This window comes from Cellulomonas sp. PhB143 (assembly GCF_003752595.1).
In the GTDB taxonomy this organism is placed as follows: domain Bacteria; phylum Actinomycetota; class Actinomycetes; order Actinomycetales; family Cellulomonadaceae; genus Paraoerskovia.
This window is the reverse complement of record NZ_RKIJ01000013.1, coordinates 319,077-342,968: the sequence shown is the minus strand read 5'-3', so window position 1 is coordinate 342,968 and position 23,892 is coordinate 319,077. Positions and strand designations below refer to the sequence as shown.

Genomic DNA, 23,892 nt, shown 5'->3' with positions numbered 1-23,892 from the left:
CCGGGTGGGGGGGGGGGGGGGGGGGGGGGCGCGCGGGGGCTCGGGGGGGGGGGGGGGGCGCGCGGGGGGGGGGGGGGGGGGGCCCCCGCCCCCGGGGGGGGGGGGGGGGGGGGGCCCCGGGGGGGGGGGGGGGGGGGGGGGGGGGTTGGGGGGGGGGGGGGGGGGGGGGGGCGCGGGGGGGGGCCCCGCCCCACCGCCCCTCGCGTGCGAGCGGGGGTGGCCGCGACTACGTTCGGCTAAACGTCGTCGACCCCGGGAGCCCGCCATGAACTCGAAGATCACCCTCCTCGTCGGCCTGGGGGTCGGCTACGTGCTGGGCTCGCGCGCCGGCCGCCAGCGCTACGAGCAGATCCGGACCAAGGCCGGCGAGCTCTGGCACTCGGACCAGGTGCAGTCCGCCGTCACCACCGCCCAGGACAAGGCGTCGGACGTCGCCAAGGAGCAGGGCTCCAAGCTGGCCGACGTCGCCAAGGAGCAGGGCACCAAGGCGGCGCAGGCCGTCAAGGACAAGGCGGGCAGCGCGCTCGGCCACGACTCCCCGTCCACCGGCGGGACCGCCGCGTCGGGCCAGGGCGAGCACAGCGTCTGACCGCCCCCGCGGACCCGCCAGCCGCCGCCGCGTCCGTGGCGGCTGGGTAAAACCTGTGTGAACTGTGGCCCCCGCCGTTCCCATGCACCCCCGTGGCACCTAGCGTGGGAGCGCGGCCACGTTCTACGCACCACGCAGCACCGGCCGGCACGCAGCAGTCGTCGCGAGGGTGTGACAGGCAGTCGTGACGACGCGGCCCCCGGTCCGAGCACGCCTCGCAACCGTCGGCGTCCCACGGCGCCGATGCGGCTCGACCGGACCGTCCCCGGCCTGCGGACCGGGGCACCAGCCCTCTGCGGGGTCGCATGTTCATCTTCATCCTCCAGCTCCGGCACATGCTCGACGTGCAGAGCGAGATCTATCTCTTCGCCGCCTTCTCCACGATCATCTGGGCGCTGTGGGCCCTGAAGGTGCTGCTGTCGCGGCGCTACCGGCCCGTCACCGCGCCGTACAGCACGACGGCCAGCGTCGTCGTCCCCGTGGTCGACGAGCCCGAGGACCTCTTCCGCGAGGTCCTCGGCCGCATCGTCGCGCAACGCCCCCACGAGGTGATCGTGGTGATCAACGGCGCGCGCAACCCGGTGCTCGAGCGGGTGTGCGAGGAGCTCGCGCCCGCCGTGCGATGGACGCACACGCCGGTCCCGGGCAAGCGCAACGCCGTGAAGGTCGGCACGCTCATGTCCACCGGGGACATCACCGTGCTGGTCGACTCCGACACGATCTGGACGCCCGACGCCCTCGCCGAGCTGCTCAAGCCGTTCGCCCGGGACTCCGTCGGCGGGGTCACGACGCGCCAGCGCATCCTCGAGCCCGAGCGGAGCTGGATCACGCGCTGGGCGGACTGGCTGGAGAACACGCGCGGCCTGTACTCGATGCCGGCCCAGTCGTCCGTGGGCCAGGTCGGGTGCCTGCCGGGGCGCACGATCGCCTTCCGGCGCAACATCCTCGTGCGGGTCATGGACAAGTTCATGACCGAGCGGTTCCTCGGGATCTTCCTCGAGGTCTCCGACGACCGCACGCTGACGAACCTGACCCTCAAGGAGGGCTACCAGACCGTCTACCAGAGCACGAGCCTCGTCTACACCGACGCACCGCTGCAGGTGAAGAAGCTCTACAAGCAGCAGCTGCGGTGGGCCCGGGGCAGCCAGTACAACACCCTGCGCATGCTGCCCTGGATGGTGGCGCACGCGCCCGTCCTGGCCCTGTTCTTCGTCGCCGACATCCTCCTGCCGTTCCTGCTCTTCGGCACGATCCTGGGCTGGGTCTACCGCGGCGTCAGCGGCACGGGGGCGAACCTGTACGAGGCGATCCTCGCGGAGAGCGTGGGGTACTCCGGCGTCGTCCTGGTGCTCGCGCTCATGGTCGTCTCGTCGGTGCTGTCGATGGCCGTCCGGCAGGTGCGGCACCTGCGCGAGAAGCCGTCCGACGTCTTCCGGCTGCCGGTCTTCATCATCGTCTCGACGCTGTTCCTCATGCCGGTCCGCCTGCTCGGCTTCTTCCGCATGGCGCACGTGGCCGGCTGGGGGACCCGCGCGGGCGCCTACACGCGCGAGACGGACGACCTGGCCGCGGAGCTCGCGGAGATCGGGCCGAGCGGGGCGCCGCTGGACGTCGTCGACCGCCCGGTCGCCGCACGCGCGGACGACGACGCCGGGGCGACGCTCCCGCCGGCGGGCGGCCCCGCGAGCGGTACGCCCTCGCCGGCGCAGGTCGCGGCCGACGACGACGGGGCCCAGGGGGTCGAGCTCCTCACCGCGGCGCTCGCCGCCGCGCCTGCGGCGCCGGCGGACGCGGCCGCGCGCACCCGACGGCGCGCCGGGCGGCGCCGACCGAACCTGCTGGCCGCCGTCCCGTACGGGATCGGCGCCGTGATCTTCGGCCTGGAGGCGCTGCTGTATGTCTGACCCGTCGAAGATCGCCCGGACCGCCGGGCTCTCGCCCCTGGCGGCGCGCATCGCCACGCTGGTCCTGGTCGTCGCCCTCCTCACGGTCAGCGCGGTCGTCTGGGCCTCGCCGCAGGGCGACTCCCCGGCAGCACCCGCGACGAAGGCGGAAGCGCGCCTGGCGGCGGAGAACGCCGCGCTGCGCAAGGAGGTCGACCGGCTCGGCCAGGAGTCGGAGCAGCGCCGGATCGAGGCCAAGGCCGCCACGGAGCGCGAGCAGGGCATGGTCAGCGGCCAGAAGAAGGCCGCCGAGGAGCGGGCGGTCGCCGAGCAGGAGCGCGTCGCCGCACGGCAGAAGAAGGACAGGGCCGCGCAGACGCAGCTCGCCGGGGCCTGGGCCGCGAAGGGCGCGGCGGAGAGGTCCGCCGCGCAGGAGCGGGGCTCGGCGCAGGCGCGTGCCGAGGAGGCCGCGCAGGCACGCGTCCGTGCGGGCGTCGCGGAGGCCACGGTCGCCGGGGCGCAGTCGGCCGCCGCGGGCGCCGGGGCGCAGGGGCTGCGCGCCGCGGCGGACGCGGACCGCCGGGCCGCGACGGCGACCCAGGCGTCGTCGGCCGCGAAGGCGGACCGCGACCACGCCCGCGCGGACGCGGAGGCCGCGGCGCGCCGCGCGGCGAAGGCCAAGGCGGACCGCGACCACGCCCAGGCGCAGGCCACGGGCGCCCGGGCGCAGGCGGAGCGGGCGCGCGCGGAGACCGAGCGTGCATGGGGCCGCGCGGGCAGCGCGAAGGCGGCGCAGAAGGAGACCGCGTTCCAGCTCGCGGCGGTCCGCGAGCGCGAGGCGAAGCTCAAGCAGGAGCTCGCCGACCGGGACACGGACGAGACCCCGGCGACGATCGAGGCGCCGACGCGCGGCCAGCTGCTCCACCCGAAGGACCGGCTGTTCGGCTTCTACACGGAGCAGGCCCCGTGGTCCTGGTCCACGTACGACATGTACGAGGAGCAGGCGCAGCGGGACACGACGATCGTCGGCTACTTCCAGGGCTGGGACCGCGACTTCCGGCCCGAGGGACCGCAGCGGGCGTGGGCGCGCGGCAAGCTGCCCGTGATGACCTGGGAGATGACGGCGCTGACGGCGGGCAACAACGAGTCCACCGCACCGGAGTACTCCATGCCCCGCGTCCTGTCGGGCGCGTTCGACGACTACCTGCACAAGTACGCCAAGGACGTCGCCGCGACCGGCCTGCCGCTGGGGATCCGGCTCAACCACGAGATGAACGGCAGCTGGTACCCCTGGTCCGAGCAGGGCTGGGGCGGCGGGTCCGTCAACGGGAACCGCCCCGGCGACTACGCGAAGGTCTGGCGCCACGTGCACGACATCTTCGAGGAGGAGGGCGCCAACGAGTACGTCATCTGGATCTGGGCGCCGAACATCGTCAACAACCTCTGGGGCGGGTCGAAGTCCCTCGCCTTCACCCGCTCGCTCTACCCCGGCGACGCGTACGTCGACTGGCTGGGCCTCTCGGGCTACAGCCGCCCGCCGTACCGCAGCGGGTACACGCCGACCTTCTCCTACACCTACGGCGACACGCTCGGCCAGCTCCGGCAGATCGCCCACAAGCCGATCATCCTCGCCGAGGTCGGCGCGTCGGAGAGCGGCGGGTTCAAGCCGGACTTCGTGAAGAACTTCTTCGGGGGGCTGCGCGACCCGCGCAACGACGACGTCATCGGCTTCGTCTGGTTCAACCTCGCGATCACCACCTACGTCGGGGGCGAACGGCTCACGAACGACTGGCGGATCGGGTCGCGCAGCGACTCGCTCGCCGCGTTCCGCACCGGGATCACCCTTCCCGACTCCGGGTTCGGCGACCTGCCGAAGCCCTGACCGTCCCCGGTCGGCCCGACCACACCGGGCCCTGTCCCACCGGGCCCCCGTCCCACCCAGCCCCTGTCCCACCGAGCACCGGGAGGAACCATGAGCACGCAGGAGAGCACCGCCCCCACGACGACGGGGGCCCGGGCGCCCCGACCCCGCGCCGCACGGTCGCGGGCGGCGCGGGAGAAGGCCCCGCGCATCAGCGTCATCGGCACCGGGTACCTCGGCGCCACGCACGCCGTCGCGATGTCGACCCTGGGATTCGAGGTGATGGGGGTCGACACCGACCGGTCCAAGGTCGACGCGCTGGCGCTCGGCAAGGTCCCGTTCTACGAGCCGGGGCTGGACGAGCTCCTCGCCGAGCAGCTCGAGTCCGGGCGGCTGACGTTCACCGCCGACCTCTCCCGGGCAGCAGGCTGGGCCGACGTGCACTTCGTGTGCGTGGGCACCCCGCAGCGCAGGACGAGCCACGCGGCGGACCTGCGGTACGTCGAGGCGGCGGTCTCGGGCGTCGCGCAGCACCTGACGCACGACGCGCTGATCGTCGGCAAGTCGACCGTGCCCGTCGGCACGGCCGCGCGCCTGCGCGGGATGATCCAGCCGCTCGTGCGCCCGGGGCTGGACGTCGAGCTGGTCTGGAACCCCGAGTTCCTGCGGGAGGGGAAGGCCGTGCACGACACGCTGCACCCCGACCGCATCGTGGTCGGGGGAGCGAGCCAGCCGGCCGAGCAGCTCCTGCGCCGGGTATATGCGCAACCGCTCTCCGAGGGCACCCCGTTCGTGGCCGCGGACCTGCCCACGGCCGAGCTGGTCAAGGTCAGCGCGAACGCGTTCCTCGCCACGAAGATCTCCTTCATCAACGCGATCGCGGGCGTCTGCGACAAGGCGGGGGCCGACGTCACGGTGCTCGCGGACGCCCTCGGCCACGACACGCGGATCGGGCGCCAGTTCCTCGACGCGGGGCTCGGGTTCGGCGGCGGCTGCCTGCCCAAGGACATCCGCGCCCTCATGCACCGGGCGCGCGAGCTCGGCGCGGACCGGGCGGCCAGCCTCATGCAGGAGGTCGACGAGATCAACATGGCCCAGCGCGAGCGCGTCATCGCGATGGCGCTCGAGGCCTGCGGCGGGTCCGTGCTCAACCGACGCGTCGCCGTCCTCGGTGCCGCCTTCAAGCCCCGGACGGACGACGTGCGCGACTCCCCGGCGCTCAACGTGGCCGCGGCGCTGCACCTGCGCGGCGCCCAGGTCTCGGTGTACGACCCCGTCGCGGGGGACCCCGCGCGGCGCACCTACCCGACGCTCGCCTACGCGACGTCGGTGGACGAGTGCGTGGAGGACGCGGACGTCGTGCTCGTGCTGACGGAGTGGGACGACTTCCTCCGGTCCGACCCGGCGGAGCTCGCGTCCCGGACCGCGACGCCGCGGATCATCGACGCGCGGGGCAGGCTCGACCCGGTGACCTGGCGCGCCGCCGGGTGGGAGTTCACGGGGCTCGGCCGGGCCGCGGCCTGACGCCGCCCCGGCCCAGCGGCCCGGCCGGCCCCGACCGGCCGGGCCGCGTCAGCCGCGTCCCGCCAGCGGCATGCCCGCCGCGGTCAGCTCGACGTGCCCGACGCTGACGTCCAGGGGCAGGCTCGCCATGGCGCAGATCGCCTCGGCCGCGACGCGGACGTCGAAGGTCGGCTCGGCGCGACGCGTGCCGTCGGGCTGCAGCGCCCCCGAGCCCGTGCCGATCGTGCGGGTGATCTCGGTGGCGACGTTGCCGATGTCGATCTGCCCGCAGGTGATGCGGTAGGGGCGACCGTCGAGCTCGGTCGAGCGGGTCAGCCCGGTCAGGGCGTGCTTGCTCGTCGTGTAGGCGACGGACTGCGGGCGCGGGACGCGCGCGGAGACCGAGCCGTTGTTGACGATGCGGCCGCCCTGCGGCTGCTGCGCGCGCATGATGCGGAAGGCCGCGGCGGTGCACAGCATCGTGCCCGTGACGTTCACCGCGAGCGTCGCGGCGAACTGCTCGGGGTCGATCTCGTCGACGCTCCCCGCCGGGCCGAACGTCCCCGCGTTGTTGACCAGGACGTCCACCCGGCCCCAGCTGGCGAGGACCGTGTCGAAGAGGCGCGCGACGTCGTCGGGCGCGGACACGTCCGCGGGGACGACGAGCGCGGCCGGGTCGCCGGCCGCGGCCTCGACCAGCGGATGCTCGCGCCGTCCCGCGAGCGCGACGCGGAAGCCCGCGTCGAGCAGGGCCCGGGCGGTCGCGCGGCCGATCCCGGTGCCGGCGCCCGTGACGACGGCGACGCGCGCGGGTGCGTCGCTCACCCGACGACCAGCTCGCCGGCGATGGCCGCGCCTGCGCGGCGCAGCAGCGGCACCGCGCGCTCGCCGAACGCGTCGTCGACGCGGGACACCGGGCCGGAGACGGAGACCGCCGTAGGAACGGGCGTTCCCGGAACGGCCATGGCGAAGCAGCGCACGCCGACCTCCTGCTCCTGCTCGTCGATCGAGTAGCCGCGCTCGCGGATCGTGGCGAGCTCGTCCAGCAGCGCGTCGACCGTGCCGATGCTGAACGGCGTCGGGGTCACCATGCCGGTGCGCGCGACGATGGCGCGGACCTCGTCGTCCGCCAGGTCGGCCATGAGCGCCTTGCCCACGCCGGTGTTGTGCAGGTTCGCGCGGCGACCCACCTCCGTGAACATGCGCATCGAGTGCGGGGACGGCGCCTGGGCGACGTAGACGACCTGGTCGCCGTCGAGCGTGGCCATGTTGGCCGACTCGCCCAGGTCCGTGACCAGGCGGCGGAGCTCGGGCAGCGCGATGTTGCCGAGCTGGCGGTTCGCCTGCTCGCCGATGCGGATCAGCCGGGGCCCGAGCGAGTACCGGCGGCTGGGGAGCTGGCGGGCGTAGCCGAGCGACACCAGCGTGCGCAGGAGACGATGGATCGTGGGCAGGGGCAGCGCCGTGGAGGTCGCGAGCTCGCTCAGGGTGACCTCGCCGCCGGCGTCGGTGATGAGCTCGAGGATCTCGAACACCCGCTCCACCGACTGGACGCCGCCCGGGTTCTTCGTCGCCATCGCGAAGGGCCTTTCCGTCGTTGTTTCCATGATGCGAGAGACGTCGCCCGCACAAGGTAGCGCACGGGGACGTGCCGGCCGCCGGGCATGGATGCCTGGTTGCCATTCCGCTACGCAGAACATAGTATCCGAGATACGGAAAGAAGTCAGCCGCGGACGTGGTCACGCGTCCCGGGTCTCGACGAGGAGGACGGGAGCCACCGCATGAGCACCAACAGTCCGGGCAACTCGATCACGCTGCGCATCGACGCACGCTCGAGCTTCAGCACCACCAGCGAGCTCGCGCAGGCCGCGGCCGGCGCGAAGGCCGCCATCACGGCGCTCGACGTCGTCGAGTCGCGCCACGACACGATCACCGTCGACCTGACGTGCGACACGTCGGGCCCCGAGCACGCCGAGCGGATCCGCGCCGCGATCGAGGCGATCGACGGCGCCTCGGTACGCGCGGTCAGCGACCGGACGTTCCTCATGCACCTCGGCGGCAAGCTCGAGGTCCGCCCCAAGGCCCGCATCCGCAACCGCGACGACCTCTCACGCGCCTACACCCCGGGCGTCGCCCGCGTGTGCCTGGCGATCGCCGAGGACCCGTCGAACGCGCGCCGCCTGACCATCAAGCGCAACACCATCGCCGTGGTCACCGACGGCAGCGCGGTCCTCGGCCTCGGCAACATCGGCCCGGCCGCCGCGATGCCGGTGATGGAGGGCAAGGCCGTCCTGTTCAAGCAGTTCGCCGACGTCGACGCGTGGCCGGTCGCGCTGGACACCCAGGACACCGAGGAGATCATCTCGATCGTCAAGGCGCTCGCGCCCGGCTACGGCGGGGTGAACCTCGAGGACATCGCGGCGCCGCGCTGCTTCGAGATCGAGCGCCGCCTGCGCGACGAGCTCGACATCCCCGTCTTCCACGACGACCAGCACGGCACCGCGATCGTCACGCTCGCGGGCATCACGAACGCCCTGCGCGTCGTGGACAAGAGCCTCGAGGACGTCAAGATCGTCGTCTCCGGGGTCGGCGCGGCGGGCAACGCGATCATCAGCCTGCTGCAGATCCAGGGCGCGAAGAACATCGTCGCGTGCGACCGCACCGGTGCGCTGACGACCACCGAGGTCTACGACGACCCGCACCGCAACGAGCTCGCGGCGTCGACGAACCCGGAGGGGTTCACCGGGTCGCTGCACGAGGCGCTCGTGGGCGCGGACGTCTTCATCGGGGTCAGCGGGCCGAACATCCTCGGCGAGGAGCACATCGCGTCGATGGCCCCCGGCGCGATCGTCTTCGCCATGGCGAACCCGACCCCGGAGGTCGACCCGCTGCTGGCGGCCAAGCACGCCGCCGTGGTCGCGACCGGGCGCAGCGACTTCCCGAACCAGATCAACAACGTGCTCGCGTTCCCCGGAATCTTCCGGGGGCTGCTCGACGCCGGCGTCTCGGACATCACCCCGGAGATGCTGGTCGCCGCCGCGGAGGCCATCGCGGACCGCGTGGCGCCCGACGAGCTGAACCCGAGCTTCATCATCCCCAGCGTGTTCGACGCGCAGGTCGCCCCCGACGTCGCCGCGGCGATCGTGCGCGTCGTCGAGGAGGCCAAGTCCGCCGCCGAGTCCCCGAAGGAGCAGTCATGACCCTGACCCACACCCCGAGCGACGTGCGCGGCGCCGAGACGATCCTGACCCCCGAGGCGCTCGACTTCCTCGCGGACCTGCACGCCGCGTTCGCCGGCCGCCGCGACGAGCTGCTCGCCGCCCGCGCGGTGCGGCGCCACCAGGTCGCCGCGGGCGCCGGGCTCGACTTCCTGCCCGAGACCGCGGACGTCCGGGCCGGCGACTGGACGGTCGCTCCCGCGCCCGCCGCGCTGCAGGACCGCCGCGTCGAGATGACGGGCCCCGTCGTCCCCGCCAAGATGGCGATCAACGCCCTCAACTCCGGGGCGAAGGTCTGGCTCGCGGACCTGGAGGACGCGAGCGCACCGACGTGGCGCAACGTCGTCGAGTCCCAGGTGAACCTCTTCGAGGCGGCCCGCGGCACGCTCGCGTTCACCTCGGCCGAGGGCAAGCAGTACGCGCTGCGCGACGACGCCCCGCTCGCCGTGCCGGTCGTGCGCCCGCGCGGGTGGCACCTGCCGGAGGCGAACGTGAGCGTCGACGGCTCGCCCGCCGTCGGCGCGCTCGTCGACTTCGGCCTGCACTTCTTCCACAACGCCGCGCTGCTCGCGCAGACCGGCCAGGGCCCGTTCTACTACCTGCCGAAGACGGAGTCACACCTCGAGACGCGGCTGTGGAACGACGTGTTCGTGCACGCCCAGGACGCCCTCGGCATCCCGCGGGGCACGGTCCGGGCCACGGTGCTCATCGAGACCATCCCGGCGGCGTTCGAGATGGACGAGATCCTCTACGAGCTGCGCGAGCACGCGTCGGGCCTGAACGCCGGGCGCTGGGACTACCTGTTCAGCATCGTCAAGTACTTCCGCGACGCGGGGCGCGAATTCGTGCTCCCGGACCGCGGCAGCATCACCATGACCGCGCCGTTCATGCGCGCCTACACCGAGCTGCTCGTCAAGACGTGCCACGCCCGCGGGGCCTTCGCGATGGGCGGCATGGCCGCGGTGATCCCCAACCGGCGCGAGCCGGAGGTCACGGCGCAGGCCTTCGAGAAGGTCCGGGCCGACAAGCGGCGCGAGGCGGCCGACGGCTTCGACGGCTCCTGGGTCGCCCACCCCGACCTGGTGGGCACGTGCCAGGAGGTCTTCGACGACGTCCTCGGCGATCGCCCCAACCAGCTCGACCGGCAGCGTCCCGAGGTCGAGGTCACGGCCGCCGAGCTGCTCGACGTGTCGTCGGCCACCGGCGAGGTGACCGAGGCCGGCCTGCGCGGCAACCTGTACGTGGCCGTCGCCTACACGGCCGTCTGGCTCTCGGGCAACGGCGCCGTCGCGATCCACAACCTCATGGAGGACGCGGCGACGGCGGAGATCTCGCGCTCGCAGGTCTGGCAGCAGGTGCACGGCGCGGTCACCCTCGCCGACACCGGCCGCACCGCCGACGTGGCGCTGGTCCGCGGGCTCCTCGGCGAGGAGGTCGAGCGGCTGCGCGGGGAGGTCTCGGCAGCGGACTTCGAGGCGTACTACGCGCCGGCCGCCCGGCTCGTCGACGAGCTCTGCACCGCCGAGGAGTACGTCGACTTCCTCACCCTGCCGGCCTACGACCTGCTCGAGCAGCGGTGAGCGCCCCTGCCACGTCCGGGGTGCTCACCGGCGCCGACCTCGACGCGGTCGACGCGTCCCTGGCGGGCACGGACCGCCTGCTGGAGACCGCCTACCCGGGCGACAGCGCGGCGCGTCAGCCCGTGCACACGGTGTACGTGCCGGGGGACCGGTTCACGCCGGGCCTGCCGGGGGAGTGGGCGGACGTCGCCCGCGACGCCGTCGACCGGGCCGGCGGGCTCGAGGCTGTGTGCGCCGTCGCGGGGCTCGAGCCCGCCCTGGTCGAGCAGGTCGCGCCGCGCGTCGCGGCGAAGCTCGCGGCCGAGCCGATCGAGGACCTGCGCCTGGACTTCGAGGACGGGTACGGCGACCGCGGCGACGAGGCCGAGGACCGCGACGTGCGGGCGGCCGCGGAGCAGGTGGCCGCGGCCGTGCGCGACGGCGTCGCGCCGCCGTTCGTCGGGATCCGCTTCAAGTGCTTCGAGGCCCCGACGCGCCGGCGCGGCCTGCGCACCCTCGACCTGTTCCTCGGCGGGCTCCTCGCCCGGGGCGGCCCGGACGGGCTGCCCGACGGGCTGGTGCTGACCCTGCCGAAGGTCACCACGGTGGACCAGGTCGACGCGATGATCAGCGTCTGCGAGACGCTCGAGGCGCGCCACGCCCTGACCCCGGGGCGCCTGCGCTTCGAGGTGCAGATGGAGACGCCGCAGCTGATCCTCGCGGCGGACGGCACGGTGCCCGTGGCCCGTGTGCTGCACCGTGCGCCCGGCCGGGTCTCGGCGCTGCACTACGGCACCTACGACTACTCCGCCTCGCTGCAGATCGCGGCCGAGCACCAGTCGATGGAGCACCCGGCGGCCGACCACGCCAAGCTCGTCATGCAGGTCGCGGTCGCGGGGACCGGCGTGAACCTCTCCGACGGGTCCACCAACGTGGTCCCGGTGGGGGAGCCCGACGACGTCCGCGCGGCCTGGGCGCTGCACGCCCGCCTGGTCGCGCGCTCCCTGCGCCACGGGTACTACCAGGGCTGGGACCTGCACCCCGCCCAGCTGCCGACCCGGTTCGCGGCGACCTACGCGTTCTACCGCTCCGGGTTCGCGGCCGCGGCGCGGCGGCTGCACGACTACACCCACCAGGTCGCCGGCGGCGTGATGGACGAGCCCGCGACGGCGCGGGCGCTGGCGCGCTTCGTCGCGCGCGGCGTCGCGTGCGGCGCCGTCGACGCGGGCGAGGTCGAGCGTGACGCCGGCCTCGACGTCCCCGCGCTGCGCGAGCTGGCCTTCCCGGCGCGGGCAGGCCTCACGCCGTCGGCCACCACCGTCCCCACCCAGCAAGGAGCGAACCAGTGAGCACCTACTACGCACCGACCGGCGGGCTGCCGGGCCAGACCGAGCTCCTCACGGACCGGGCCGTCGTCAAGGAGGCCTACACGGTCATCCCCAAGGGCGTGCTGCGCGACATCGTCACGAGCAACCTGCCCGGCTGGGACCGCACCCGCACCTGGGTGCTCGCCCGGCCCGTCGAGGGGTTCGCGACGACGTTCGCGCAGTACGTCGTCGAGGTCTCCCCGGGGGGCGGCAGCGAGCGGCCCGAGCCCGAGGTGGCGGTCCAGTCGGTCGTGTTCCTGCTGTCGGGGACGCTGGAGCTGACGCTGGAGGGCGCAGAGCACCACCTGGAGCCGGGCGCCTACGTCTACGTGCCCGCGGGCGCCGCATGGGCGCTGCGCAACGACGGCGACGTGCCCGCGGCGTTCCAGTGGGTCCGCAAGGAGTACGAGCCGGTCGAGGGCTACGACACGCCGGCGGCGTTCGTCACGAGCGACGCGGAGGTCGAGGGCAAGGAGATGGTGGGGACGAACGGGGCCTGGAAGACCCAGCGCTTCGCCGACCCGGACGACCTGGCGCACGACATGCACGTGAACATCGTGAGCTTCGAGCCGGGCGGCAAGATCCCGTTCGCCGAGACGCACATCATGGAGCACGGCATCTACGTGCTCGAGGGCACGGCCGTGTACCGGCTCAACGACGACTGGGTCGAGGTCGAGGCGGGCGACTTCATGTGGCTGCGGGCCTTCTGCCCGCAGGCCTGCTACGCGGGCGGGCCCGGCCGGTTCCGCTACCTGCTGTACAAGGACGTCAACCGGCAGGTGCGGCTCACCCGCCGCTGACGGCCGGCCGGGCTCGCTGCCCGGATGCTGCTGTGCGGACCCTCGTGCCGTCCTCGCCCCGACCGGGCGGGGGCGGCACGTCGTCGTCCCGGGACCCGCCGCCCGGCGGCGCCGCGTCTCCCCCACGTGTTGACTCCCGCCGACATCCGACCTAGGCTTTTCGCAGAACAGAAGAGAACTTCCACGAAACGGAATTGCCGCAAGTGGAGCACAGCGAACCGACCCAAGGAGCGACGATGCCCTCGACGTCCTACACCGTGAACTGCTCGATCCTGCTGACGGACCTGCCGCTGCTGGAGCGTCCCGCCGCGGCGCGCGCCGCCGGGTTCACCCAGGTCGAGCTCTGGTGGCCGTTCGCCGGGTCCGTGCCCTCCGACGCCGAGGTCACCCGCTTCGAGCGGGCGATCACCGACGCCGGGGTCCAGCTCACCGGCCTGAACTTCGACGCCGGCGACATGCCGGCGGGGGACCGCGGGCTGCTCTCCTCCCCGGCGACGAGCGCGCGCTTCCGCGACAACATCGACGTCGTCGTCGGCATCGGCGAGCGCCTGGGCTGCCGCGCCTTCAACGCGCTCTACGGCAACCGCGACGACGGCTCCAGCCCGCAGGAGCAGGACGAGGTCGGCGCGGAGAACCTCGCGCTGGCCGCCGAGGCCGTCGCCCGCATCGGCGGGACCGTCCTCCTCGAGCCCGTCTCCGGCGCCCCCCGGTACCCGCTCCTGACCTCCGGCGACGCGCTCGGCGTGATCGACCGCGTGCGCGCCGCGGGTGCCGGGGAGAACCTGCGCCTGCTCGCCGACTTCTACCACCTCGCCGTCAACGGCGACGACGTGGACGCCGTGATCGAGCAGCACGCCGCAGACTTCGGGCACGTCCAGGTCGCCGACGCCCCGGGCCGCGGCGAGCCGGGCACCGGCGACCTGCCGCTCGAGCGCTGGATCGCCCGCAGCGCCGAGCTCGGGTACGACGGCGTCGTCGGGCTCGAGTACAAGTCCACCGCGGCCGACCCGTTCGCCTGGCTGCCCGCCGCGGACCGGTCCTGACGCCGGCGCACCCCGCACCCCCACGCCTCGAAGGAGAAGCACCATGACCAACGTCACCGTCATCGGACTGGGCATCATGGGCCTGCCCATGGCCCGCAACCTCGTCGACGCGGGCCACGCCGTCACCGGCTTCAACCGGTCGCCCGGCGCGACGCAGAAGCTCGCCGAGCACGGCGGCACCGCCGCCACGAGCATCGCCGACGCCGTGCGCGACGCGGACGTGATCATCACGATGGTCCCCGACTCGCCCGACGTCGAGGCCGTCGTCCTCGGCGAGGACGGCGTCCTCGCCCACGCCAGGCAGGGGGCCGTATGGGTCGACGCGTCGACCATCCGCCCCGACGTCAGCGTGCGCCTCGCCGCCGCGGCCGCCGAGGCCGGCGTCCGCGCCGTCGACGCCCCGGTCTCCGGCGGCGAGCAGGGGGCGGTCGAGGGCGTGCTGTCGATCATGGTCGGCGGGGACGCCGACGACGTCGAGACCGTGCGACCCGTGCTCGAGGCCGTCGGCAAGACCATCGTGCACGTCGGGCCGGCGGGCTCCGGGCAGACGGTCAAGGCCGCGAACCAGCTCATCGTCGCCGGGACCATCGAGCTCGTCGCCGAGGCGCTCGTGTTCCTCGAGGCGCACGGCGTCGACACGGCCGCCGCGATCGAGGTGCTCGCTGGCGGCCTCGCCGGCAACCGGATCCTCGACCGCAAGGCCGCGTCGATGGCGAAGCGGGAGTTCCAGCCCGGATTCCGGGTCGACCTGCACCACAAGGACCTCGGCATCGTCACCGCCGCGGCCCGCGAGGCCGGTGTCGCGATCCCCCTCGGCGCGATGACCGCCCAGCTCATGGGCGCGCTGCGCGCCGAGGGGCACGGCGACCTCGACCACTCGGCTCTCCTGCTCCTCGTCGAGCAGCTCTCCGGGCGCTCCGGCGCCACCAGCACCGACTGACCACCGACAGACCTACGGGCAGGAGCAGGACCATGGCAAAGATGCGCACCGTGGACGCCGCGGTGAAGATCCTCGAGATCGAGGGCGCGACGGAGGCGTTCGGCCTCCCCGGCGCCGCGATCAACCCCTTCTACTCCGCGATGCGCGCGCACGGCGGGATCCGGCACACCCTCGCCCGGCACGTCGAGGGCGCCTCGCACATGGCCGACGGCTACAGCCGCGCGGCCGCCGGGAACATCGGCATCTGCATCGGCACGTCGGGGCCCGCGGGCACGGACATGATCACCGGGCTGTACGCCGCGGCGGCCGACTCGGTGCCGATCCTGTGCATCACCGGGCAGGCGCCGGTCGCGAAGCTGCACAAGGAGGACTTCCAGGCCGTCGACATCGAGTCGATCGCGAAGCCGCTGTGCAAGATGGCCATGACGGTCCTCGAGCCGGCGCAGGTGCCGGGCGCGTTCGCCAAGGCGTTCCAGCTCATGCGCTCGGGCCGGCCGGGCCCGGTGCTGCTCGACCTGCCGATGGACGTCCAGCTCGCCGAGATCGAGTTCGACCCCGACACCTACGAGCCGCTGCCCGTGGAGAAGCCGCGCGCCTCGCGGCGCCAGGCCGCCAAGGCGCTCGACATGCTGCTCGCCGCCGAGCGCCCGCTGATCGTGGCCGGCGGCGGGATCATCAACGCCGACGCCTCCGACCGGCTCGTGGAGCTCGCCGAGCTGCTCGACGTCCCGGTGATCCCCACCCTCATGGGCTGGGGCGTCATCCCCGACGACCACCCGCTGATGGCCGGGATGGTGGGCCTGCAGACCTCGCACCGCTACGGCAACGCGACGATGCTCGCCGCCGACTTCGTGCTCGGCATCGGCAACCGGTGGGCCAACCGGCACACCGGCAGCATCTCCACGTACACGGCGGGGCGGACCTTCGTCCACGTCGACATCGAGCCCACGCAGATCGGCCGCGTGTTCTCCCCGGACCTGGGCATCACGTCCGACGCCGGCGCGTTCCTCGACGTCGTCCTCGAGGTCGCCCGCGAGCGCCGCGACGACCCCGACGGCGGGGGCCTGCCGGACTACACGGGCTGGGTCGCGGACTGCGCCGAGCGCAAGGGGCGCATGCAGCGCAAGACGCACTTCGAGGTGCAGCCCATCAAGCCGCAGCGCGTGTACGAGGAGATGAACAAGGCGTTCGGCCAGGACACCACCTACGTCTCCACGATCGGCCTGTCGCAGATCGCCGGCGCCCAGCTCTTGCACGTGTTCGGCCCGCGCCGGTGGATCAACGCGGGCCAGGCCGGCCCGCTCGGCTGGACGGTGCCCGCCGCCCTCGGCGTGGTGCGCGGCACGCCGGACGCGACCGTCGTCGCGCTGTCGGGCGACTACGACTTCCAGTTCATGATCGAGGAGCTCGCCGTCGGCGCGCAGTTCAACCTGCCGTACGTGCACGTCGTGGTGAACAACTCCTACCTGGGCCTGATCCGTCAGTCCCAGCGGGGCTTCGAGATGGACTACCACGTGTCCCTGGCGTTCGACAACGTCAACTCCCCGGAGACCAACGGCTACGGCGTCGACCACGTCAAGGTCGCCGAGGGCCTCGGGTGCAAGGCCGTGCGCGTCGAGGACCCGGAGCAGATCGCCGCGGGCCTCGCCGAGGCGAAGCAGCTCGCCGTGACGCACCGCGTCCCGGTGATCGTCGAGGTGATCCTCGAGCGCGTCACCAACATCTCGATGGGGACCGAGCTCGACAACGTCGTGGAGTTCGAGGACCTCGCCGAGCGGGGCGCGGACGCCCCGACCGCCACGATCGCGCTGCTGGACTGATCGTCGTGCGGGTGGTGGTCGCGGTCGACAAGTTCAAGGGGTCGGCGAGCGCCGTCGAGGTGGGCGCCGCGCTGCGGCGCGGCCTCACGGCGCGCGGCGACGGGATCACCGTCGATGAGGTGCCCGTCGCCGACGGCGGCGAGGGCACCTGCGACGCCGCGCTGCGGGCCGGGTTCACGTCCCGCAGCGTGCGGGTCGCGGGGCCGACCGGGCAGCCGGTGGACGCCGTGATCGCGGTGCGGGGCTCCGAGGCGGTCGTCGAGATGGCCGCGGCCTCCGGGCTCGCGCTCCTGCCGGGCGGCGTCCTCGCGCCGCTGGAGGCGACGAGCACCGGCACGGGCGAGCTCGTCGCGGCCGCGCTGGACGCCGGCAGCGAGCACGTCGTGCTGGCGGTCGGCGGCAGCGCGTGCACCGACGGGGGAGCGGGCATGCTCGCCGCCCTCGGCGTCCGGTTCCTGGACGACGACGGCGCGCCCGTCGGTCCGGGCGGCGGCGGGCTCGCGCGTCTCGCCCGCGTCGACGTCACCGGCCTCGACCCGCGGATCGCGGGCACCCGCATCACGCTCGCGTCCGACGTCGACCACCCCCTCCTCGGCGAGCACGGCGCCGCCGCGGTGTTCGGCCCCCAGAAGGGCGCCACCCCCGCCGACGTCGAGCGGCTCGACGCCGGCCTCGCGCGGCTCGTGCGCGCCCTGGGCGCGCAGGACGTCGCCCGGGCCCCCGGCGCGGGGGCCGCGGGCGGCGTCGGCTTCGCGGCGCTCGCGGTCCTGGGCGCCGACCGCGTCTCGGGCGTCGACCTGGTCCGGGACCTCACGGGGCTGGCGGACCGGGTCGCCGGGGCCGACCTCGTCGTGACGGGCGAGGGCAGCCTGGACGCCCAGAGCCTCGGTGGCAAGACCCCGGTCGGGGTCGCCCAGGTCGCGCACGCCGCGGGTGTGCCGGTCGTCGCGGTCTGCGGCGTGTCGAGCCTCGACACGACCGCGCTGGGCGAGGCAGGGTTCGACCGGGTGCACCGGCTCAGCGACCTCGAGCCGGACCCCCGCCGCAGCATGGCGGACGCCGTCCGCCTGCTCGAGCTCGTCGGCTCGGCGATCGCCGACGAGCTGCGCGGCACGACGGCCCCACCGCACGAGCGCACCGCACGAGCGCACCGCACCGACGACCGACCGACCGACGACAGGACGGACCGACACGCGTGAGCACCGACGACCTGACCCCCCGACCGACCGCCACCGACGGACCGGACGCGTTCGACCTCGTCCTGCGCGGTGCGCGCGTGCTGACCGCCGCGGGGCTCGCCCCCGCCGAGGTCGGCGTGCGCGACGGCGCGATCGCCGCCGTGGAACCGCTCGGCGCGGGGCTGCGGGGGCGGCGCGTCGTCGAGCTGGGGGCGGACGAGGTCCTGCTGCCCGGGCTCGTCGACACCCACGTGCACGTCAACGAGCCGGGGCGCACCGAGTGGGAGGGCTTCGCGTCGGCGACGCGCGCCGCCGCGGCGGGCGGCGTCACGACCATCCTCGACATGCCGCTGAACAGCATCCCGCCGACCGTCACGGTCGACGCGCTGGAGACCAAGCGCGCCGTGGCCGGGCCGCAGGCGTTCGTCGACGTCGGCTTCTGGGGCGGTGCGGTGCCGGGGAACGACGGCGACCTGACGCCGCTGCACGAGGCCGGGGTCTTCGGCTTCAAGTGCTTCCTGCTGCCCTCGGGCGTCGACGAGTTCCCCCCGCTCGATCCGCCCGAGATGGAGCGGGACATGGACATCCTCGCGGGCCTCGACTCCCTGCTGATCGTGCACGCCGAGGACGCCGAGACGATCGACGCGGCGCCGCAGCCGCACGGCGCCGCATACGCCGACTTCCTCGCCTCGCGTCCCCGCGACGCCGAGAACCGGGCGATCCGCGCCGTGATCGAGGCGGCCCGCCGCACGGGCGCGCGGGCGCACATCCTGCACCTGTCGTCGTCGGACGCCCTGCCGGAGATCGCGGCGGCGCGCGCGGAGGGGGTGCGGCTGACCGTCGAGACGTGCCCGCACTACCTGACCCTGGTCGCGGAGGACGTGCCGGACGGTGCGACGGCCTACAAGTGCTGCCCGCCGATCCGGGAGGCGGGCAACCGCGACGCGCTCTGGGCGGCGCTGCAGGACGGCACGATCGACTGCGTCGTCTCGGACCACTCGCCCGCGACCGTGGACCTCAAGCAGCCCGAGGGCGGCGACTTCGGCGTCGCGTGGGGTGGGGTCTCCTCGCTCCAGCTCGGGCTCTCGCTCGTGTGGACCGAGGCGCGCAGCCGAGGCGTCGACCTCGAGACCGTCGTGGCCTGGATGTCCTCACGCCCCGCGGCGATGGCGCGCGTGCCGCGCAAGGGGAGCATCGCCGTCGGGAACGACGCCGACCTCGCCGTCTTCGGCCCCGAGGACACCTACGAGGCGCACGTCGCCGAGCTGCACCACAAGAACCCCGTCTCGCCGTACGACGGCAAGGGGCTGACCGGGCGGGTGCGCGCGACGTACCTGCGCGGCGAGCAGATCGACCTCCAGCGCCCGACCGGCCGGCTGATCACCCGCGCCGGCTGAGCGGCGCCCGGCCCGCCCGGACGGTCAGCCCGCCGCGTCCGGCCGGTCCTGACCGGTCGGGCGGGCCCGGGCCCGCTCCTTCTCCCACGCGTCGAGCTGCTTGGTCAGGGCGCTGGCGAGCTCGAACACCTGGTCGGGCGGGATACGCACGCGCGAGACGACCTTCACCGGCGTCGTCATCACGCCCTCGCCCGTGTCCGGGTCGTTCTTCAGCGACGGCGGGGACTTCATCGCGACGAAGTCGATGACGAACGACGACGGCGTGTGCCACAGCGACGCGAAGTCGGCCGGCACGCCGGCCTCGCACTCGGGCGGCAGCTCGATCTGGAAGTTGCGGCGGGTCCGGTCGGGCTCGGTCACGGTCGGCCTCTCGTCAGGGTCCGCGCCGTGGGTGCGGCGCGTCCGTCCGACGGTACCTGCACCGGCTCCGGGCGCCCGGCGTGCGGGCGCTGCCCCCGGGGGCTAGAACCGACCCATGTCGACGACGACGAGACGAGGGACCGACGACGGCCGCGCGCGGAAGGAGCCGGGGGACGGGCTGGGCACCATCACCACGGACATCCCGGCGCGGATGGACCGTCTGCCGTGGGCGCGCTGGCACTGGATGATCGTCATCGGCCTCGGGACCGTGTGGGTCCTCGACGGCCTCGAGGTGACGATCGTCGGCAACCTGTCCGAGGTCCTCAAGTCCTCCGACGGCCTGGGCCTGACGAGCTCCCAGATCGGCGTCGCCGGCGCGGTGTACGTCACGGGCTCGTGCCTCGGCGCGCTGGTGTTCGGCCAGCTCACGGACCGGTTCGGTCGCAAGCGGCTGTTCATCATCACCCTGCTCACCTATCTCCTGGGCACGGTGCTCACCGCGTTCTCGATGAACCCGCTGTACTACTTCGCCATGCGGTTCGTCACCGGTCTCGGCATCGGGGGCGAGTACGCGGCGGTGAACTCCGCGGTGGACGAGCTCATCCCGGCGAGGTACCGCGGCCGCATCGACATCACCATCAACGGCTCGTACTGGCTGGGCGCCGCGGCCGGGGCGCTCGTGACCATCCCGCTGCTCGACCCGGCCCTGGTCCCGGCCGGCCTGGGGTGGCGGCTGTGCTTCGGCCTCGGCGCGGCCCTCGGGCTCGCCGTGCTCTTCGTGCGCAGGCACGTGCCCGAGAGCCCACGCTGGCTGTTCATCCACGGCCGCCAGGAGGAGAGCGAGACGATCGTCCGCTCGGTGGAGGACACCGTCGCGCGCGAGACCGGCAGCGAGCTCGAGCCGGTCGAGACGACGATCACCGTCAAGCAGCGCCACACGGTCGGGCTGGCGCGGATCGCCCGGACGGTGCTGCGCGACTACCCGCGGCGCACGGTCCTGTGCCTCTTCCTGTTCGTCGGCCAGGCGTTCTTGTACAACGCGTTCTTCTTCACCTACGGCGACACCCTGCAGACGTTCCTCGACGTCGACCAGACCGGCGCCTACCTCGCGGCCTTCGCGCTGAGCAACTTCGTCGGGGCGCTCGCGCTCGGCCCGCTGTTCGACAAGGTCGGTCGCGTGCGGATGATCTCGGGCACGTACATCGTCTCCGGGGTGCTCCTCGCCGTCGCCGGCCTGCGGCTCGACAGCCTGACCGCGCTGAGCCTGACCGCGTTCGGCATGGTCGTGTTCTTCTTCGCCTCGGCCGGCGCGAGCTCGGCGTACCTGACGGCGAGCGAGGTCTTCCCGATGGAGACGCGCGCGCTGTGCATCGCGCTCTTCTACGCCGTGGGCACCGCGGTCGGCGGCATCACCGGTCCGTTGCTGTTCGGCCGGCTCATCGAGTCGGCCGAGTCCGCGGGCGACATCGGCGGCATCGCGGTCGGGTACTACATCGGCGCCGGGCTCATGGTCGCGGGCGGCGTCGTGGCGATCTTCCTCGGGGTCGGTGCCGAGCGGAAATCGCTCGAGGACATCGCCACCCCGCTCACCGCCCAGGACGCCCAGGACGATCAGGACGACGAGGCCACGCAGGGCACGCGGGGCACGCAGGACGACGGGCGCTGAGTGTCGCGGTCCCCGGCACCGGGCCGGACGTCGTTACGATCTTCGGGGCGCCGACCGGTGGCGCCACGACCTGCGTCCCGCCGCCGGCGACCGGCGCCGCGGGACCCCATCGACCGAGGGAGAGCCCCATGCCCAACCCCGTACGCCTCGCCGCCCGCGCCCTGACCGCCTCCACCTACGTGGTGATGGGCGCCGACGCGCTGCGGCAGCCGGGCGGGCGGCCCGACGTCGCCGCCGACACGCTCGCGGCGATCCGCAAGGTCGTCCCGCTGCCCGCGGACGACGAGCTGCTCGTGCGCGCCAACGCCGCCACCCAGGTCGTCGCGGGCTCGCTGCTCGCGATCGGGCGGCTGCCGCGCCTGTCCGCGCTCGCGCTCGCGGCGTCGCTCGTCCCGACGACGCTCGCCGGCCACGCCTACTGGAGCATCGAGGAGGAGGGCGCGCGCAAGGCGCAGCGGACCCAGTTCCTCAAGAACCTCACGATGCTCGGCGGCCTCCTGTTCGCCGTCCTGGACACCCCGGGCGGACGGGCCGGCACCTCGACCGACGGCTGACCGGCAGCCGACCGACTGCCGACCGGCAGCCGTTCTGGCCCCGCAGGCGTCAGTCGGTACGATCGTCAGGGCACCGCCGGTCCGGCGGTGCCCTGACCACTGCCCGAGGAGAAGCTCCGTGTCCGACGCCGCACCCCCCCTGTCCATCACCGTCGACGGCGAGCAGGTCACGGTGGGCACGGGGACGACGGGCACCGACCTGTTCGGCTCGCGGCGCGAGGTCGTCGCCGCGCGGGTCGACGGCGCGCTGCGCGACCTGTCCGCCCCGATCGCCCCGGGCTCGGTCGTCGAGGCGGTGGAGATCGGCTCGCCCGACGGGCTCGACATCCTGCGCCACTCGGCCGCGCACGTGCTCGCCCAGGCCGTGCAGCAGGTCAACCCCGAGGCCAGGCTCGGCATCGGGCCGCCGATCACGGACGGCTTCTACTACGACTTCGACGTCGAGACCCCGTTCACCCCGGACGACCTCAAGGCGCTCGAGAAGGCGATGACGCGCATCGTCAAGGAGGGCCAGACCTTCGTGCGCCGCGTCGTCACCGAGGACGAGGCGCGTGCGGAGCTGGCCGACGAGCCCTACAAGCTCGAGCTCGTCGGCCTCAAGGGCGGCTCGGCGAGCGCGAGCGACCAGGACGCCGGCGTCTCGGTCGAGGTCGGCGCCGGCGAGCTGACGATCTACGACAACGTGCGCGGTGCCGGCCGCGAGACCGAGACCGTCGTCTGGAAGGACCTGTGCCGCGGGCCGCACCTGCCCAGCACGCGGCTCATCGGCAACGGCTTCGCCCTGACCCGCAGCGCCGCCGCGTACTGGCGCGGCAGCGAGAAGAACCCGCAGCTGCAGCGTGTCTACGGGACCGCCTGGCCGACCAAGGACGCGATGCGCGCCCACCTCGACCGGCTGGCCGAGGCCGAGCGGCGTGACCACCGCCGGCTCGGCACCGAGCTGGACCTGTTCTCGTTCCCCGACGAGATGGGTTCGGGGCTCGCCGTCTTCCACCCCAAGGGCGGCATCATCCGCACCGAGATGGAGGACTACTCGCGGCGCAAGCACATCGAGGGCGGCTACTCGTTCGTCAGCACGCCGCACATCACGAAGGAGCGGCTCTACCAGGTCTCCGGCCACCTGGACTGGTACGCGGACGGGATGTACCCGCCCATGCACCTGGACGCCGTCGTCGACGACGAGGGCAACGTCACCCGCCAGGGGCAGGACTACTACCTCAAGCCGATGAACTGCCCGATGCACAACCTGATCTTCGACGCCCGCGGGCGCTCCTACCGCGAGCTGCCGCTGCGGCTGTTCGAGTTCGGGACCGTGTACCGGTACGAGAAGTCCGGCGTGATCCACGGCCTCACCCGGGCCCGCGGGTTCACCCAGGACGACGCGCACATCTACTGCACCCGTGCGCAGATGAAGGACGAGCTGAGCACCACGCTCACCTTCGTCCTCGACCTGCTCAAGGACTACGGGCTCGACGACTTCTACCTCGAGCTCTCGACCCGCGACCCGGAGAAGTCCGTCGGTTCCGACGAGGTGTGGGAGGAGGCCACCGCGACGCTCGCCGAGGTCGCCCGCGCCTCGGGCCTCGACCTCGTCCCGGACGAGGGCGGCGCGGCGTTCTACGGCCCCAAGATCTCCGTCCAGGCCCGCGACGCCATCGGCCGCACCTGGCAGATGTCGACCATCCAGCTCGACTTCAACCTGCCCGAGAAGTTCGGCCTCGAGTACACGGCGGCCGACGGCTCGCGCCAGCGCCCCGTGATGATCCACCGCGCGCTGTTCGGGTCGATCGAGCGGTTCTTCGCCGTCCTCCTCGAGCACTACGCGGGCGCCTTCCCCGCCTGGCTCGCCCCGGTGCAGGTCGTGGCGGTCCCCGTGGCGGAGCCGTTCAACGACTACCTTCACGACGTCGTGGCGCAGCTGCGGGCGCAGGGGATCCGCGCGGAGGTCGACGTCTCCGACGACCGGTTCGGCAAGAAGATCCGCACGGCGAGCACCCAGAAGGTCCCCTTCGTGCTCATCGCCGGCGGCGAGGACGCCGAGGCCGGTGCCGTCTCGTTCCGCTACCGCGACGGGCACCAGGACAACGGGGTACCCGTGGCCGAGGCCGTCGAGCGGATCGTCGCCGCCGTCCGCGACCGGGTGCAGGTCTGATC

At 73.6% G+C, this 23,892-nt stretch carries 19 protein-coding genes; 16 read left to right on the top strand and 3 right to left on the bottom strand.

Going from position 1 to position 23,892, the window contains the following annotated elements:
* Window positions 1-265: 265 nt before the first annotated feature.
* The 4 genes from EDF32_RS11745 (at window position 266) to EDF32_RS11730 (ending at window position 5,857) form a co-directional block, all read left to right on the top strand.
* Window positions 266-589, top strand: coding sequence for a YtxH domain-containing protein (locus tag EDF32_RS11745; RefSeq protein ID WP_123308712.1), 324 nt, complete (start codon window positions 266-268; stop codon window positions 587-589).
* Window positions 590-894: 305 nt separating this feature from the next.
* Window positions 895-2,493: a glycosyltransferase gene (locus EDF32_RS11740; RefSeq protein WP_123308711.1), complete on the top strand. Its 1,599-nt coding sequence runs from the start codon at window positions 895-897 to the stop codon at window positions 2,491-2,493.
* Entirely contained in the window at window positions 2,486-4,354 is a 1,869-nt protein-coding gene (locus EDF32_RS11735) for a glycoside hydrolase family 26 protein (RefSeq protein WP_123308710.1), read from the top strand. Before EDF32_RS11740 ends, EDF32_RS11735 begins: the two co-directional genes overlap by 8 nt.
* A 90-nt stretch (window positions 4,355-4,444) precedes the next feature.
* The gene (locus EDF32_RS11730) at window positions 4,445-5,857 is read left to right on the top strand and encodes a UDP-glucose/GDP-mannose dehydrogenase family protein (RefSeq protein ID WP_123308709.1); all 1,413 of its coding nucleotides are present in this window, start codon (window positions 4,445-4,447) and stop codon (window positions 5,855-5,857) included.
* Between the two features lie 48 nt (window positions 5,858-5,905).
* On the opposite strand, the gene EDF32_RS11725 is transcribed toward EDF32_RS11730, so the two are convergent.
* The gene (locus EDF32_RS11725) at window positions 5,906-6,661 is read right to left on the bottom strand and encodes an SDR family oxidoreductase (RefSeq protein WP_123308708.1); all 756 of its coding nucleotides are present in this window, start codon (window positions 6,659-6,661) and stop codon (window positions 5,906-5,908) included.
* On the bottom strand, window positions 6,658-7,413 hold the full coding sequence (locus EDF32_RS11720) for an IclR family transcriptional regulator (RefSeq protein ID WP_123308707.1): 756 nt from the start codon (window positions 7,411-7,413) through the stop codon (window positions 6,658-6,660). Before EDF32_RS11720 ends, EDF32_RS11725 begins: the two co-directional genes overlap by 4 nt.
* A gap of 204 nt (window positions 7,414-7,617) precedes the next feature.
* Between EDF32_RS11720 and EDF32_RS11715 the strand changes: the two genes are divergently transcribed.
* From EDF32_RS11715 to allB, 9 genes are all read left to right on the top strand, one after another.
* Window positions 7,618-9,036, top strand: a complete 1,419-nt coding sequence (locus EDF32_RS11715) for an NAD-dependent malic enzyme (RefSeq protein WP_123308706.1) — start codon at window positions 7,618-7,620, stop codon at window positions 9,034-9,036.
* Window positions 9,033-10,634: a malate synthase A gene (gene aceB, locus EDF32_RS11710; protein WP_123308705.1), complete on the top strand. Its 1,602-nt coding sequence runs from the start codon at window positions 9,033-9,035 to the stop codon at window positions 10,632-10,634. The genes EDF32_RS11715 and aceB overlap by 4 nt, the downstream gene beginning before the upstream one ends.
* Entirely contained in the window at window positions 10,631-11,962 is a 1,332-nt protein-coding gene (locus EDF32_RS11705; protein ID WP_123308704.1) for an aldolase, read from the top strand. Before aceB ends, EDF32_RS11705 begins: the two co-directional genes overlap by 4 nt.
* Window positions 11,959-12,780: a bifunctional allantoicase/(S)-ureidoglycine aminohydrolase gene (locus EDF32_RS11700; protein ID WP_123308703.1), complete on the top strand. Its 822-nt coding sequence runs from the start codon at window positions 11,959-11,961 to the stop codon at window positions 12,778-12,780. The genes EDF32_RS11705 and EDF32_RS11700 overlap by 4 nt, the downstream gene beginning before the upstream one ends.
* A gap of 236 nt (window positions 12,781-13,016) precedes the next feature.
* Complete coding sequence (locus EDF32_RS11695; protein ID WP_123308702.1) at window positions 13,017-13,823, top strand: hydroxypyruvate isomerase family protein; 807 nt, start codon at window positions 13,017-13,019, stop codon at window positions 13,821-13,823.
* A 43-nt stretch (window positions 13,824-13,866) separates the two neighbouring features.
* A complete protein-coding gene (locus tag EDF32_RS11690) occupies window positions 13,867-14,763 on the top strand; it encodes a 2-hydroxy-3-oxopropionate reductase (protein WP_123308701.1) in 897 nt (298 codons plus the stop codon).
* Between the two features lie 32 nt (window positions 14,764-14,795).
* Window positions 14,796-16,583, top strand: coding sequence for a glyoxylate carboligase (gene gcl / locus EDF32_RS11685; protein ID WP_123308700.1), 1,788 nt, complete (start codon window positions 14,796-14,798; stop codon window positions 16,581-16,583).
* A gap of 11 nt (window positions 16,584-16,594) precedes the next feature.
* Window positions 16,595-17,782 carry a glycerate kinase gene (locus tag EDF32_RS11680; protein WP_370449976.1) on the top strand — a complete coding sequence of 396 codons (1,188 nt, stop codon included), beginning with the start codon at window positions 16,595-16,597 and terminating at the stop codon, window positions 17,780-17,782.
* Entirely contained in the window at window positions 17,779-19,158 is a 1,380-nt protein-coding gene (gene allB / locus EDF32_RS11675) for an allantoinase AllB (protein WP_233565878.1), read from the top strand. The genes EDF32_RS11680 and allB overlap by 4 nt, the downstream gene beginning before the upstream one ends.
* Before the next feature lie 24 nt (window positions 19,159-19,182).
* Here allB and EDF32_RS11670 read toward each other — a convergent pair whose 3' ends face one another.
* Window positions 19,183-19,518: a DUF3467 domain-containing protein gene (locus tag EDF32_RS11670; protein ID WP_123308698.1), complete on the bottom strand. Its 336-nt coding sequence runs from the start codon at window positions 19,516-19,518 to the stop codon at window positions 19,183-19,185.
* A gap of 115 nt (window positions 19,519-19,633) precedes the next feature.
* Between EDF32_RS11670 and EDF32_RS11665 the strand changes: the two genes are divergently transcribed.
* The 3 genes from EDF32_RS11665 (at window position 19,634) to thrS (ending at window position 23,890) form a co-directional block, all read left to right on the top strand.
* A complete protein-coding gene (locus EDF32_RS11665) occupies window positions 19,634-21,184 on the top strand; it encodes an MFS transporter (RefSeq protein WP_123308697.1) in 1,551 nt (516 codons plus the stop codon).
* Window positions 21,185-21,312: 128 nt separating this feature from the next.
* Window positions 21,313-21,738 (top strand): DoxX family protein, encoded by a 426-nt coding sequence (locus EDF32_RS11660; protein WP_123308696.1) that lies wholly within the window; start codon window positions 21,313-21,315, stop codon window positions 21,736-21,738.
* Between the two features lie 118 nt (window positions 21,739-21,856).
* Complete coding sequence (thrS, locus tag EDF32_RS11655) at window positions 21,857-23,890, top strand: threonine--tRNA ligase (protein WP_199734915.1); 2,034 nt, start codon at window positions 21,857-21,859, stop codon at window positions 23,888-23,890.
* Window positions 23,891-23,892 lie beyond the last annotated feature (2 nt).

Coding starts and splice junctions, on each gene's coding strand:
- EDF32_RS11745 (WP_123308712.1), top strand. CDS start 266: ATGAACTCGAAGATCACCCTCCTCGTCGGCCTGGGGGTCGGCTACGTG.
- EDF32_RS11740 (WP_123308711.1), top strand. CDS start 895: ATGTTCATCTTCATCCTCCAGCTCCGGCACATGCTCGACGTGCAGAGC.
- EDF32_RS11735 (WP_123308710.1), top strand. CDS start 2,486: ATGTCTGACCCGTCGAAGATCGCCCGGACCGCCGGGCTCTCGCCCCTG.
- EDF32_RS11730 (WP_123308709.1), top strand. CDS start 4,445: ATGAGCACGCAGGAGAGCACCGCCCCCACGACGACGGGGGCCCGGGCG.
- EDF32_RS11720 (WP_123308707.1), bottom strand. CDS start 7,413: ATGGCGACGAAGAACCCGGGCGGCGTCCAGTCGGTGGAGCGGGTGTTC.
- EDF32_RS11715 (WP_123308706.1), top strand. CDS start 7,618: ATGAGCACCAACAGTCCGGGCAACTCGATCACGCTGCGCATCGACGCA.
- aceB (WP_123308705.1), top strand. CDS start 9,033: ATGACCCTGACCCACACCCCGAGCGACGTGCGCGGCGCCGAGACGATC.
- EDF32_RS11695 (WP_123308702.1), top strand. CDS start 13,017: ATGCCCTCGACGTCCTACACCGTGAACTGCTCGATCCTGCTGACGGAC.
- EDF32_RS11690 (WP_123308701.1), top strand. CDS start 13,867: ATGACCAACGTCACCGTCATCGGACTGGGCATCATGGGCCTGCCCATG.
- gcl (WP_123308700.1), top strand. CDS start 14,796: ATGGCAAAGATGCGCACCGTGGACGCCGCGGTGAAGATCCTCGAGATC.
- EDF32_RS11665 (WP_123308697.1), top strand. CDS start 19,634: ATGTCGACGACGACGAGACGAGGGACCGACGACGGCCGCGCGCGGAAG.
- EDF32_RS11660 (WP_123308696.1), top strand. CDS start 21,313: ATGCCCAACCCCGTACGCCTCGCCGCCCGCGCCCTGACCGCCTCCACC.